A 12,176-nucleotide genomic window follows, 5' to 3' on the forward strand; every position below is an offset into this window, starting at 1 on the left:
GGGCGACGTGACAGCAAAGTCGATGACCATGACCGGGTCGCGGACGCGCTCGCGCCGCTTCCGGCCCTCCGGATCGCTTATCGTAATGGGACTTTACCTGTTGTTCCTGATGCTGCCGATTTATTGGCTGCTGAACATGAGCCTGAAGACAAACTCGGAAATTCTGGGCGCGTTCTCGCTCTGGCCGCGCAATTTCACCCTCGAGAATTACGAGACGATCCTGACCGACCCCAGTTGGTACATGGGCTACGTCAACTCGATCATCTACGTGGTGATGAACACGGTGCTCAGCCTCGCGGTGGCACTGCCTGCGGCCTATGCCTTCAGCCGTTACAGCTTCATGGGCGACAAGCACCTGTTCTTCTGGCTGCTGACCAACCGGATGGCACCGCCTGCGGTATTCGCGCTGCCGTTCTTCCAGCTCTATTCCTCCATCGGGTTATTCGACACCCATATCGCAGTGGCGCTAGCGCACACGCTGTTCAACGTGCCTTTGGCAGTCTGGATTCTGGAAGGGTTCATGCGCGGCGTCCCGAAAGAAATCGATGAGACGGCCTATATCGACGGCTATTCCTTCCCGACCTTCTTCGTGAAGATATTTACACCGCTGATCGCCTCGGGCATCGGCGTGGCCGCGTTCTTCTCGTTCATGTTTTCCTGGGTGGAGCTGCTGCTGTCGCGGACGCTGACGTCGGTCGATGCCAAGCCCATCGCCGCGACGATGACCCGCACGGTCGGCGCGTCGGGCGTCGACTGGGGCGTGCTGGCGGCGGCGGGTGTCCTGACCATCGTGCCGGGGGCGTTGGTGATCTATTTCGTGCGCAACTACATCGCCAAGGGCTTTGCCCTGGGGAGGGTATGATGGAACTCAGAGATTTCATCCAAACTTCGACCCAGGAAATTCTGGAAGGCGTTCGTGCTGCGGAGAACGAAGACTCTGCGGTCGCTCCAGCAAGTATCGAAGGAAAATCAATCTGGACCGAAAGGCCGATTTCATTCGAGGCAGATGTGACAACGGATGCATCTGCAAAGAGTGGCTTGCGAGTTATGCAGATTGCCGAGGCTGGTGGTGAAGTGGAGCGAACTAAGGCGAACCGCATTTCCTTTTCAGTGCCTGTGCACGTGAATGTTCGTAGTGGCAAGGAGGCTCCCCATGCTTGACTGGATGGCCTGGACCTGGCCCACCGCAACCTTCTTCATCATCATTGCGGGCATCCTGCTGACCTTCACGGTGCTCGCCATCAAATTCCCGGAGACGCCTCGCACCGGCATCCTCCGGATCGCAACGACACGTGGTGACAGATTGTTCATCACGCTTCTGGGTTCGGCCTTCATCAATCTGGCCTGGCTCGGTCTCAGCGGTCTGCCCCAATGGGGCGCGCTGGTCGTCTGTGCCGTCTATGCCGCAGCGGTCTTCCGCTGGGTCTGACGGCCCGTTTCCATCGTTCACACGTTCAGGGAGGAACACATGAACAAGACCCTTACAACAACCTCGGTACTGGCCCTGGCGCTGTTCGCAGCACCCGCCTTTGCCGACATGGAAGCCGCGCAGGCCTTCCTCGATGCGGAGATCGGCGATCTGTCGACACTGACCCGCGAAGAGCAGGAAGCCGAGATGCAATGGTTCATCGACGCGGCCGAGCCCTATCAGGGCATGGAGATCAACGTCGTCTCGGAAACCATCACCACGCACGAGTACGAGTCGCAGGTGCTGGCCAAGGCCTTCGAGGAAATCACCGGCATCAAGGTGAACCACGACCTGATCGGCGAAGGCGATGTCGTTGAGAAGCTGCAGACGCAAATGCAGTCGGGCGAGAACATCTATGACGCCTACGTCAACGACAGCGATCTGATCGGCACCCACTGGCGCTATCAACAGGTTCGCAATCTGACCGACTGGATGGCAGGCGAAGGCGCCGATGTGACGTCGCCGACGCTGGACGTCGACGATTTCATCGGCACCAGTTTCACAACCGGACCCGACGGCAAGCTCTATCAGCTTCCGACGCAGCAGTTCGCGAACCTTTACTGGTTCCGGTACGACTGGTTCAACGACGAACAGAACAAGACCGACTTCCAGGAGAAGTATGGCTATGAGCTGGGCGTTCCGGTGAACTGGTCCGCTTATGAGGACATCGCCGAATTCTTCACCGGTCGTGATCTCAGCCGTCTGGGCGTCGAAGGCGACGTCTTCGGCAACATGGACTATGGCAAGAAAGACCCGTCGCTTGGCTGGCGCTATACCGACGCATGGATGTCCATGGCCGGTGCCGGAGACGTCGGCGAACCCAACGGCCTTCCGGTCGACGAATGGGGTATTCGCGTCAACGAGAACAACCAGCCGACCGGCTCTTGCGTGGCGCGCGGTGGCGACACCAACGGCCCGGCTGCGGTCTACGCCGTGACCAAGGCGATCGAGTGGCTGAACAAGTACTCGCCGCCGACCGCCATGGGAATGACCTTCGGCGAGGCCGGGCCGATTCCGGCGCAGGGCAACATCGCCCAGCAGATGTTCTGGTACACCGCCTTTACCGCCGACACGGTAAAGCCCGGCCTGCCCGTGATGAACGAGGACGGCACGCCCAAGTGGCGCATGGCCCCCTCGCCGCACGGTGTTTACTGGCAGGAAGGACAGAAGATCGGCTATCAGGACGCCGGATCGTGGACGCTGATGAAATCCACTCCGGTGGATCGGGCGCAAGCCGCTTGGCTCTATGCTCAGTTCGTGACCTCCAAGACGGTGGATGTGAAGAAGTCCCATGTGGGCCTGACCTTCATCCGCGAGTCGACGATTCAGGACGAATCCTTCACCGAGCGGGCCGACAAGCTGGGCGGTCTGGTCGAATTCTACCGCTCGCCCGCGCGCGTGCAGTGGTCGCCGACCGGAACCAATGTGCCTGACTATCCCAAGCTGGCGCAGCTGTGGTGGCAGAACATCGGCGACGCAATGTCCGGTGCGAAGACCCCACAGGAAGCACTCGACAGCCTTTGCGCCGATCAGGAAAGCGTGCTGGAGCGTCTGGAGCGTGCCGGGATCCAGGGAGACCTGGGTCCGGTCCTGAACGAAGAGCGGGATGCGGAGTATTGGTTCGCCCAGCCCGGCGCACCGCAGCCGAAGCTGGAGAACGAGGATGAAGAGCCCATCACCGTCAGCTACGACGAGCTGATCCAGTCGTGGAACCAGTGATCCACTGATCCACTGATCCGATGACACGGGCCGGGGCGTATTTTGCGCCCCGGCCTTTTTTTTGTAATGGATGTCCGGCGGTCAGCGCGCCCGTCAGCCCATCGCGCGGAGCTTTGCCGCCACGGTCTTCAGGTCGGGATCGGATGCCTTGGGGATAACGCGATAAGCGGCGTTGACGAAGCAATAGAAGGCAAACCCGATCAGAGCGATACAGATCGCAATCACCAGAAAATTACCGAATGACTGATTTTCAAGGAAATCGAATGCCCGTTCGACGCCGCCGGTTTCGCCGGCCTGTCCCGTCCAGGCGGCGAACACCAGGAATGCACCGATGATCACGATCAGCACACCCTGCGCGATAACGCCTGTCCGGATGGCCCAGTCCCAATTTTCGGTGAACGGATTTGCGGCCAGATGTTTCCGGTGGCTTGCCTTGACGCCTTTGCGGATTTCATAGACGCCTGCGCCAAAGGTCAGAAGGCCGCCAAGGCCGACGATCAGCCATCCACCCGGCCAGCCCAGGACTGCCGAGACGAAGCCCGGAATGCCGCCGCCGCTTCCCTCGATGCCGAGTGCAGCAAAGGCCGCCAATCCGGCCAGCGCTCCGTGAACCAACCCGGTCGTGGCCATTCCGATGCGCGACACGATGCCCTTGGCGTCAGTCCCGTAATCCTCCAGATCGTTCCATGCATCCACCAGCCGCCACATCATGTAGGCCGCCAAACCGAGCGCGATAAGCCAGAGCGTCAGAACCCCCCAGATCGAACCCGACAGCGCCTCCATGGTGGAACTGGTGCCCTTCGCGTCGCCGCCGCGCCAAATCGCGAAAAGCGAAAGGCCCGCAACCGCCAGATAAGTGATGCCGCGTCCAGCATAGCCCGTGCGCATGATCGGAATCGTCCAGCTTGAATCGGACATTCGAGGGGCCTCCTGAGACGGGATTACGCGTAACAACGTCCGGCAACCCTATATCGGTTCCGATCAGATCGATGCGACCCGCCGCGCCTCGGCGCGAAAGGCCGATGGCGTCTGCCCGGTCTCACGCCCGAAGGCCCGCGTGAAATAGGCAGGACTGCTGAATCCCAGGTCGGCCGCAATCATTGCCGCGGGCGCGTCGGTGTCCGACAGGCGGCGGCGCGCTTCGTGCATCAGGCGCGCCTGCATATAGGCCGCCGCTGTCATTCCCGCGGTCTCGCGAAGGGTGCGGGTCAGATGGGTCGCGGTGACGCCCAGTTCCGCGCCGATATTCTCCAGTGTGACGCAGCTGCCCAGATGCGCCTCGACCGCGCGGGCAAAGCGCGCCGCAAGCTGTGCGGGGCGGGGCGTCGGCGGAGCCTCGACCTTCCGCGCCTCGCGTTCGACCAGCGCCGACAAGAGGATCACCCGACCCAGTGCCGAACGCCCGGCGGGCGGATCTGCCAGGTCGCCGTGCCGTCCCAAGCGGTCGATCAGGCCGGACAACTCGCCCTGCACCGCGACATCCGACAGTCGCAGATGACGCGGTGTGTCAGGAAGTGGAGCCTCGAACAGGGCGGGCATACGGATCAGCGTGCCTTCGGTCATCGTCCCCGGCACTAGCGCGAAAGGTGTCCCCGGCGGCAGGGCGATGGCGGTTGCCGGTCCGAACCCGCGGGTGCGTCCCAGAACGGTGATGCGACCCTGGCCTCGCTGAATCCAGATCAGAACGGGCAGGGGTTCGACATGGGGCAGGGTGCGCCGCCAGCGGCCATGCCGCTTGAGCGCAGTGACCATTTCCAGCGTCAGACCTGTCAGACGCTCGGCCTCGGACAGATCCCGCGATTCGAAGAGGCGGATGCGCGACATGAAACCTAGGGGACCACGGGCGGGACACGACTGTCAAAGAAACAAAATGTCGTCAGATGTCTTCTGCGTCCAGTAGCGTCCAGCCTGCCCGCCTTGCACGGAACCACGTGCGTTGTCGCTTGGCATAACGGCGGGTGGCAATGATTGCTTGTTCGCGGGCTGCCGCAAGGTCGATTTCGCCGCGCAGATACGAGATCAGCTCCGGCGCGCCAATGGCCTGCGCGGCATTCAGTCCGGGGTCCCAGTTCGGCAGAACCGCGCGCGCCTCATCCAGCGCGCCGTCGTCCAGCATCAGATCGAAACGGCGTTCGATCCGGGGCGTCAGCCAGTCCTTCGGCGCGTCGATCATCAGCGGCACTGCCTTCGCCAGCGGCACCAAAGGCGGCGGCGTATCGGCCTGCCAGTCGCGGATCGACCGGCCAGTGTGCCGCGCCACTTCCCAGGCTCGCATGACACGCATCGGATTAGACAGGTCCAGATCAACGCGCACGTCGTCCGACAACTCCGCAGCCAGTGCGGTCAGACCGATGTCGACCAACCGGGCCTGCGCCTCGGTCCGGACGTCCGGGGGCGTAGGGGGAATGTCGGCCAGACCTTCAGTCAGGGCGCGAAAGTAAAGGCCGGTTCCGCCGACCACGATAGGACGCATCCCGCCGAGCAATGGCGTGACGTCGCGCAGCCAGTCGCCCACGGAATAGGCACGCATCCATTCGATGTGACCATACAGAGCGTGCGGGGCCAGCGTCTCCTCCTCGGGAGAAGGACGGGCCGTCAGGCTGCGCCAGTCGGCAAAAACCTGAAGCGCATCGGCATTCACGATGCGCCCGCCGCCCCGCCGCGCGATCGCCAGCGCCAGCGAAGACTTGCCAGATGCCGTCGGTCCAGCGATCAGGACCGGACGATCTTTGGGTATATCATCTATAAATTGCAGCATCTTGTGGCGCGTTCTTCATGTCATTCTGGATGTTGTCGGTTGCGGTTGCCCGTTCCCGGTTAATCCGGCATACCCGTCACCGCAACGGCCACGAGGGGAGCCCAGGATGCAGGACCAGGACACCGGGACCGCAGGCGCAAAGCCCCTCAAGCGTGTAATGCTCAAGATTTCCGGCGAGGCGCTGATGGGGCCGCAAGGCTTCGGTCTGCATCCCCCGACCGTCGAACGCATCGCCCGCGAAGTGCAATCTGTCCATGAAATGGGCGTCGAGATCTGCATGGTGATCGGCGGCGGCAATATATTCCGCGGCCTTCAGGGCAGTGCCCAGGGGATGGAGCGGACGACAGCCGATTACATGGGCATGCTGGCCACAGTGATGAATGCGCTGGCAATGCAGGGCGCGATGGAAAGCCTTGGTATCCATACTCGGGTCATTTCGGCCATTCCGATGGATCAGGTCTGCGAACCGTATATTCGCCGCCGCGCTGTGCGGCATCTGGAGAAAAAGCGGGTCGTGATCTTTGCCGCCGGAACAGGCAATCCGTATTTCACGACCGACACGGCGGCAACGCTGCGCGCGTCCGAGATGTCCTGCGGCGCCATCTTCAAGGGCACCAAGGTCGATGGTGTCTATGACAAGGATCCCGAAAAACACCCCGATGCCGTGCGATACGAGACGATCACCTATGACGAAGTGTTGCAGAAGCACCTGAAGGTCATGGATGCGTCGGCCATCGCCCTGGCGCGTGAAAACGGCCTTCCGATCATCGTCTTTTCGCTGGACGAGCCGGGTGGTTTCCGGGGAATTCTCGCGGGGAAAGGCACCTATACCCGTGTCGAGGGCTGAGGTCGCCGACAGCCTTCCACAATTATCCATATCTAACCAAGCACAAGCGCGGCAGGACCGGCCCGCCCTGCATCTATACAAGAACTCTCGCGGGCCGTATGAAAGCGGGCGACGACGAACCTGACGGAGAATTGGGAATGGCCGAAGAATTCGACCTCGACACTGCTGACATGACCCGTCGCATGGACGGCACGCTGGCCAACCTGCGCACCGAATTCGGTAGCCTGCGGACGGGCCGGGCCTCGGCTTCGATGCTGGAGCCGGTGATGGTCGATGCCTACGGCAGCCCGACGCCGATCAACCAGGTCGGCACCGTCAACGTCCCCGAGCCGCGCATGGTCACCGTGAACGTCTGGGACAAGGGGCTTGTCAGCAAAGTGGAAAAAGCCATCCGAGAGAGTGGCTTGGGCATCAATCCGCAGCTCAACGGCACAATCATTATGCTGCCGATTCCTGAATTGAACGAAGAGCGCCGCAAAGACTTGACCAAGGTCGCCGGCCAATATGCCGAAGGCGCGCGCGTCGCGATCCGAAACATCCGCCGTGACGGTATGGACAAGATCAAGAAGGCCGACGGGCTGGCCGAAGACGAAGCTAAAATGTGGGAGTCGGAAGTGCAGGATATGACCGACGCATACATCAAGAAGGTGGATCAGGCGCTGGACGACAAGCAAGCCGAGATCATGCAGGTTTGAATGCTGAACTGACCCACAGGGACAGCAAGCGATCCGATGGATCGTTTGAGCACATATAGAGCGGAGCCCCGGATGATGCAGACAGACCGCGAGCCTGCGCATGACCCGTTGGCCTGGATGCCTTGCGGACATTGGCGAGACTTTGGGTCGCGGGAGCGGTCCGGTATTGCCAGTCCCGGCTGACGCCGGAACGAAGGATCAGACGATGAGTAAGGGCGTTTCCGCTTCCAGACCCGGTCCCCGGCACGTTGCCTTCATCATGGATGGTAATGGTCGCTGGGCGGAACAGCGGGGTCGGCCGCGTCTTCTGGGCCACCGGGCGGGCGCGCGCCGGGTTCGGGAAATCGTCGAGTCCTGTCCCGAACTGGGGGTTGAGTACGTCACGATCTTCGCTTTCTCGACCGAAAACTGGAAGCGGACTCAGGCCGAGGTGTCGGGCCTGATGACGTTGTTCCGTCGGTATATAGAAAGTGAAGCGCAGACCCTGTTGAAGCAAGGCACGCGGGTGCGGTTCATCGGCGACCGCCTGCGTCTGGACAAGAAGCTGCGCGGTCTGATGGACATGATCGAAGCGCTGACCGCGCATAACGTTCGCTGTCACCTGACCATTGCGTTGAACTACGGTGGCCGGGACGAGGTGGCGCGCGCCACAAAGCGTCTGGCCCGTGACGTAGCCGATGGTAAACTGGACCCGGACGCAATCACCGACGAAACGCTGCCGCGCTATCTGGATACCCATGTCCTGCCCGACCCAGACCTGGTGATCCGCACCAGTGGCGAGGCGCGGATCTCGAATTTCCTGCTGTGGCAATCGGCTTATGCCGAGTACGAATTCGTCGATACGCTCTGGCCCGACTTCACCCGCGCGAAGTTCGAAGAGGTTCTGGACCGCTATGGCAGCCGAGATCGCCGCTTTGGAGGTGTCAAGGCATGACCGATCCTTCCGACCTCCCCGAAGACGAACCGCCGTTGTTCGATTTCACCCTCGACCCGCCGATCGAACCACAGGTGGCGGGACGGTTTCAGGATCTAGCGCCGCGCATGGGAACCGCGCTCTTTCTGCTGGTGATCGGCGGTGTTGCGATCTGGGGGGGCGGTTTTTGGTTCGTGACGGTGATATCCATCTGCGTCGCGGTAATGCTGTGGGAGTTGGCGACGATGCTACGCTGCGGGCGGAAACGCGCGCGGCTGATGGCGGTCGTGGGCGGCGTCGCGCTGTTCGTGGCCAACATCATGCCGGTCGGGTTCGGCCTGCCGCTTCTGATGCTGGTGCCGATGACGGCGATTGCGTTCATCCGCAACGACCGCCGGATCATGGTCGGGTTTTCCGCCGCCATCGTGCTGGCCGGTCTGGCGCTGACGCAGCATCTGGCGCAGTTCGGTCTGATCTGGATGATCTGGCTGATCGCCGTCGTCGTGATGTCCGATGTGGCGGGGTATTTCGCGGGCCGGATGCTGGGCGGGCCGAAGTTCTGGCCGCGCGTCAGCCCCAAGAAAACCTGGTCCGGCACCATCGCGGGCTGGATCGGCGCGGGACTGGTCGGCTGGGTCTGGGTCGTCTGGCAGAATGCGGGGTGGGAAACGATCGGCATTTCCATAGCTCTCGCCATGATGGCGCAGATGGGCGATATCGCGGAATCGGCGGTCAAGCGGAAGGCCAGCGTCAAGGACAGCTCCAATCTGCTGCCGGGCCATGGCGGGCTGTTCGATCGGTTCGATGCGATGCTGGGCGCAGCATTGATGCTACTGGTGATTGAATCGCTGATGGAATTTCCGCCGGTTCCGGGGGTCTAGATGAAGCGCGTCTCCATCTTCGGCGCGACCGGTTCGGTCGGTCAAAGCACTCTCGACCTGATTGGACGTGGTGATTACGATGTCGTGGCATTGACCGGCGGACACAACGTCGCCTTGTTGGCCGCCGACGCGATCCGCCTGCGGGCGGATGTTGCTGTCACAGCTTTTGACGATCAACTCTTCTCACTGCGCGAGGCCTTGGCCGGCACCGGTATCGAAGCCGCCGCCGGGACTGCCGCGCTGGAGGAAGCGGCGGACCGCCCTGCCGATTGGATCATGTCGGCCATCGTCGGGGTGGCCGGTCTGGCCCCCGGACTGCGCGCCCTGCGACATGGCACGACGGTCGCGCTGGCCAACAAGGAAAGCCTGGTCTGTGCCGGGCCGATTCTGATGGCCGAGGCGACGCGGCACGGCACGACAATTTTGCCGGTCGACAGTGAGCATTCCGCCGTGTTTCAGGCACTTGCGGGCGAAGACATCGCAGCGGTCGAGAAAGTTGTCATCACCGCATCGGGCGGCGGCTTGCGCGATATGCCACTGGACAAATTGGCCGAGGCGACACCGGATCAGGCCGGTACGCACCCGAACTGGGACATGGGCCAGCGGATCACCATCGATTCCGCATCGATGTTCAACAAGGCGATGGAATTGATCGAGACGAAGGAATTCTTCGGGTTAAACCGTTCGCAGATCGAAACCATCATTCACCCGCAAAGTCTGATCCATGCGTTGGTGCAGTTCGTCGACGGAGCAATGATGGCACATCTTGGCGCGCCGGACATGCGACATGCCATCGGTTATGCGCTCAATTGGCCCGACCGCGCGGCGCTGCCGGTGGCGCGGCTGAACCTTGCGGATATTGCCCGCCTCGATTTTCACGCGCCCGACGCGGCGCGTTATCCGGCGCTGGCGTTGGCCGATTTCGTGATGGCAAGGGGCGGACTCGCAGGGGCCGCGTTCAACGCCGCAAAAGAACATGTATTGGACCTTTTCATCGACCGCCGCATCCGGTTTACCGACATGGCACCGCTGGTCGAACGGACACTTGATCGGCTGGACGGGCAGGGAAGCCTTGAAGCTGCCATGCTTTCACTCGATATGGTGCAGGACACCGATCGAATGACGCGAGCCATCGTGCAGGAGCTTGCGCAGACCCTCCGCGCCGCCTGAGCAGGAAAGACCTTACATGTTTGCAGACATCATCCCGCAGTTCGGCGGCCTGATCTGGACGATCCTCGCGTTTGTGCTGGCCTTGTCCATCATCGTCGCTATCCATGAATACGGTCATTACATTGTCGGACGCTGGTGCGGGATCAAGGCGGATGTCTTTTCCATCGGCTTCGGCCCGATCCTGTTTTCGCGGATGGACCGGCACGGCACGCGCTGGCAGATGGCGGCGCTGCCGCTGGGCGGATACGTCAAGTTTCGTGGCGACGGCAATGCCGCTTCGGTCGGCGATGACGGCACGTTGGAGGAAATGACGCCCGAGGAACGCGCCCAGACCATGACCGGCGCATCGCTTTGGCGCCGCGCGGCGACTGTCGCGGCGGGTCCTGTATTCAATTTCATCCTGTCGATCCTGCTATTCGCAGGGATGGTCATGTTCTTGGGGCGTCCGACCGAAATGCCCACTGTCGGCCAGACTGTTTTGCTTCCGTCCGAGATGATCCAACTGGAACCGGGCGATCAGATCCTGTCGATTGCTGGCAATCCGATCGAAACATTCGCAGATCTGAACAATGTGGTGCGCGATCTGCCGTCGGTCCAGTTGCTGCCCTATGAAGTGCTCCGCGACGGATCCGTGATTGAGGTCGAGGCGACGCCACCGATGCCCGCGCGCGCCGATACGGTGCAGCCGCGATCTGCCGCCTGGGATATCGGGATGCGTCCTGGCGATGTCATCCTGACGGCTGAAGGTAACCCGCTTTACTCGTTCTCGGACCTGCAAGCGGTCGTCAAGGCGGCGGACGGGGGGACAGTCACGCTGACGGCCTGGCGCGACGGCGAAATCCTCGACTTCATTCTGCAACCGCGGATGCGCGATGTGCCGCTGCCCGATGGCGGGTTCGAGCGGCGCGCCCTGATCGGCATCACCAGCTCTCTCGCGTTCGAGCCTGCGACCGTCCGGTCCGGCCCGATCGAGGCGATCAGTTTCGGCGGTCAGCAGGTCTGGTCGATCCTGGGTCGGTCGCTATCGTCGCTGGGCTACATCATCACCGGCAAGATCAGCACCTGCAACCTGTCGGGGCCGATCGGAATTGCCCAGACCAGTGCGGTCGCTGCCAGCCACGGCGCCGCGACCTTCATCGGTTTCATTGCGCTGTTGTCGGCAGCAGTGGGAATGCTGAACCTGTTCCCGATACCGGTGCTGGACGGCGGACATCTGGTGTTCCACGCTTATGAGGCGGTGCGCGGCAAGCCGCCGTCGGACAATGCGGTGCGGATCTTGATGATGATCGGAATCGCACTGATGGGGGCACTTATGGTGTTCGCATTGTTTAACGATCTGACCTGCGCATGATGGGCGGATAGCGGCGCGGGTGCGGGCAATCCTTCGCCCCGCCATCTGCTTGTTTACGGTTCAGCAACCGAAACGGTCCGAAATCGCCCGATGGTCGCCCCAATCCCGCCCCATTCCGGCGGCATCAAGAGGGACATGTTTTTAAAGGGTTGTCCCATGCGCCAAATGCAAAATGGATATCGTGGCCTCTCGGTCTTCATGGGCTTGAACATCGACCGCTTTCTGTCGGCCTTCGCCATTCTCGGTGCGGTTCTGCTGGCGGCGTGGGTCCAGTCGCTCTGATAGACGGAACAAACGGCTGAGGGAGTTGCGCAGAAACCCTTTGCGCACACATGAAACAATTCACGTAACCAAGGCCCCATCCGGGGCTTTGT

General features: G+C 61.8%; 14 protein-coding genes. 11 read left to right on the top strand and 3 right to left on the bottom strand.

What is annotated here, in order from left to right:
• Positions 1-22: 22 nt before the first annotated feature.
• Genes BMY38_RS15860 through BMY38_RS15870 form a run of 4 tightly spaced genes read left to right on the top strand, consistent with a single transcriptional unit; the run spans position 23 to position 3,187 of the window.
• Positions 23-862: a carbohydrate ABC transporter permease gene (locus tag BMY38_RS15860; protein WP_092764757.1), complete on the top strand. Its 840-nt coding sequence runs from the start codon at positions 23-25 to the stop codon at positions 860-862.
• Positions 862-1,161, top strand: coding sequence for a hypothetical protein (locus BMY38_RS17960; protein ID WP_139204728.1), 300 nt, complete (start codon positions 862-864; stop codon positions 1,159-1,161). Before BMY38_RS15860 ends, BMY38_RS17960 begins: the two co-directional genes overlap by 1 nt.
• Positions 1,154-1,429 (top strand): DUF2160 domain-containing protein, encoded by a 276-nt coding sequence (locus tag BMY38_RS15865; RefSeq protein ID WP_092764673.1) that lies wholly within the window; start codon positions 1,154-1,156, stop codon positions 1,427-1,429. Before BMY38_RS17960 ends, BMY38_RS15865 begins: the two co-directional genes overlap by 8 nt.
• Positions 1,430-1,468: 39 nt before the next feature.
• Positions 1,469-3,187, top strand: coding sequence for an ABC transporter substrate-binding protein (locus tag BMY38_RS15870; RefSeq protein ID WP_092764675.1), 1,719 nt, complete (start codon positions 1,469-1,471; stop codon positions 3,185-3,187).
• A 93-nt stretch (positions 3,188-3,280) separates the two neighbouring features.
• Here BMY38_RS15870 and BMY38_RS15875 read toward each other — a convergent pair whose 3' ends face one another.
• The 3 genes from BMY38_RS15875 to miaA all read right to left on the bottom strand — a co-directional run bounded on the left by BMY38_RS15875 (position 3,281) and on the right by miaA (position 5,945).
• Positions 3,281-4,105 carry a DUF1206 domain-containing protein gene (locus BMY38_RS15875; RefSeq protein ID WP_092764677.1) on the bottom strand — a complete coding sequence of 275 codons (825 nt, stop codon included), beginning with the start codon at positions 4,103-4,105 and terminating at the stop codon, positions 3,281-3,283.
• Positions 4,106-4,168: 63 nt separating this feature from the next.
• Positions 4,169-5,011: a helix-turn-helix transcriptional regulator gene (locus BMY38_RS15880; protein ID WP_092764680.1), complete on the bottom strand. Its 843-nt coding sequence runs from the start codon at positions 5,009-5,011 to the stop codon at positions 4,169-4,171.
• A gap of 52 nt (positions 5,012-5,063) precedes the next feature.
• On the bottom strand, positions 5,064-5,945 hold the full coding sequence (gene miaA, locus BMY38_RS15885; RefSeq protein ID WP_092764682.1) for a tRNA (adenosine(37)-N6)-dimethylallyltransferase MiaA: 882 nt from the start codon (positions 5,943-5,945) through the stop codon (positions 5,064-5,066).
• 106 nt (positions 5,946-6,051) lie between these two features.
• Between miaA and pyrH the strand changes: the two genes are divergently transcribed.
• The 7 genes from pyrH to BMY38_RS18590 all read left to right on the top strand — a co-directional run bounded on the left by pyrH (position 6,052) and on the right by BMY38_RS18590 (position 12,084).
• Positions 6,052-6,792, top strand: a complete 741-nt coding sequence (gene pyrH / locus BMY38_RS15890; RefSeq protein ID WP_092764684.1) for a UMP kinase — start codon at positions 6,052-6,054, stop codon at positions 6,790-6,792.
• A 137-nt stretch (positions 6,793-6,929) separates the two neighbouring features.
• The gene (gene frr, locus BMY38_RS15895; RefSeq protein WP_092764759.1) at positions 6,930-7,487 is read left to right on the top strand and encodes a ribosome recycling factor; all 558 of its coding nucleotides are present in this window, start codon (positions 6,930-6,932) and stop codon (positions 7,485-7,487) included.
• Positions 7,488-7,692: 205 nt separating this feature from the next.
• Positions 7,693-8,421 (top strand): polyprenyl diphosphate synthase, encoded by a 729-nt coding sequence (gene uppS, locus BMY38_RS15900; RefSeq protein WP_092764686.1) that lies wholly within the window; start codon positions 7,693-7,695, stop codon positions 8,419-8,421.
• Positions 8,418-9,281, top strand: coding sequence for a phosphatidate cytidylyltransferase (locus tag BMY38_RS15905; RefSeq protein ID WP_092764688.1), 864 nt, complete (start codon positions 8,418-8,420; stop codon positions 9,279-9,281). The genes uppS and BMY38_RS15905 overlap by 4 nt, the downstream gene beginning before the upstream one ends.
• Entirely contained in the window at positions 9,282-10,451 is a 1,170-nt protein-coding gene (dxr, locus tag BMY38_RS15910; protein WP_092764690.1) for a 1-deoxy-D-xylulose-5-phosphate reductoisomerase, read from the top strand. It abuts the gene before it with no gap.
• Positions 10,452-10,467: 16 nt separating this feature from the next.
• A complete protein-coding gene (gene rseP, locus BMY38_RS15915; RefSeq protein ID WP_092764692.1) occupies positions 10,468-11,802 on the top strand; it encodes an RIP metalloprotease RseP in 1,335 nt (444 codons plus the stop codon).
• Between the two features lie 156 nt (positions 11,803-11,958).
• Positions 11,959-12,084, top strand: coding sequence for a hypothetical protein (locus BMY38_RS18590; protein ID WP_281243238.1), 126 nt, complete (start codon positions 11,959-11,961; stop codon positions 12,082-12,084).
• Positions 12,085-12,176: the final 92 nt, after the last annotated feature.

It is taken from the genome of Jannaschia helgolandensis (genome assembly GCF_900109285.1).
In the GTDB taxonomy this organism is placed as follows: Bacteria; Pseudomonadota; Alphaproteobacteria; order Rhodobacterales; family Rhodobacteraceae; genus Jannaschia; species Jannaschia helgolandensis.

Excerpts from the sequence above, each read along its gene's own strand:
- pyrH (WP_092764684.1), top strand. The coding sequence starts at position 6,052 with ATGCAGGACCAGGACACCGGGACCGCAGGCGCAAAGCCCCTCAAGCGT.
- BMY38_RS15870 (WP_092764675.1), top strand. The coding sequence starts at position 1,469 with ATGAACAAGACCCTTACAACAACCTCGGTACTGGCCCTGGCGCTGTTC.
- BMY38_RS15860 (WP_092764757.1), top strand. The coding sequence starts at position 23 with ATGACCATGACCGGGTCGCGGACGCGCTCGCGCCGCTTCCGGCCCTCC.
- BMY38_RS15905 (WP_092764688.1), top strand. The coding sequence starts at position 8,418 with ATGACCGATCCTTCCGACCTCCCCGAAGACGAACCGCCGTTGTTCGAT.
- miaA (WP_092764682.1), bottom strand. The coding sequence starts at position 5,945 with ATGCTGCAATTTATAGATGATATACCCAAAGATCGTCCGGTCCTGATC.
- frr (WP_092764759.1), top strand. The coding sequence starts at position 6,930 with ATGGCCGAAGAATTCGACCTCGACACTGCTGACATGACCCGTCGCATG.
- dxr (WP_092764690.1), top strand. The coding sequence starts at position 9,282 with ATGAAGCGCGTCTCCATCTTCGGCGCGACCGGTTCGGTCGGTCAAAGC.
- BMY38_RS15880 (WP_092764680.1), bottom strand. The coding sequence starts at position 5,011 with ATGTCGCGCATCCGCCTCTTCGAATCGCGGGATCTGTCCGAGGCCGAG.
- rseP (WP_092764692.1), top strand. The coding sequence starts at position 10,468 with ATGTTTGCAGACATCATCCCGCAGTTCGGCGGCCTGATCTGGACGATC.
- uppS (WP_092764686.1), top strand. The coding sequence starts at position 7,693 with ATGAGTAAGGGCGTTTCCGCTTCCAGACCCGGTCCCCGGCACGTTGCC.
- BMY38_RS15865 (WP_092764673.1), top strand. The coding sequence starts at position 1,154 with ATGCTTGACTGGATGGCCTGGACCTGGCCCACCGCAACCTTCTTCATC.
- BMY38_RS18590 (WP_281243238.1), top strand. The coding sequence starts at position 11,959 with ATGCGCCAAATGCAAAATGGATATCGTGGCCTCTCGGTCTTCATGGGC.
- BMY38_RS17960 (WP_139204728.1), top strand. The coding sequence starts at position 862 with ATGGAACTCAGAGATTTCATCCAAACTTCGACCCAGGAAATTCTGGAA.
- BMY38_RS15875 (WP_092764677.1), bottom strand. The coding sequence starts at position 4,105 with ATGTCCGATTCAAGCTGGACGATTCCGATCATGCGCACGGGCTATGCT.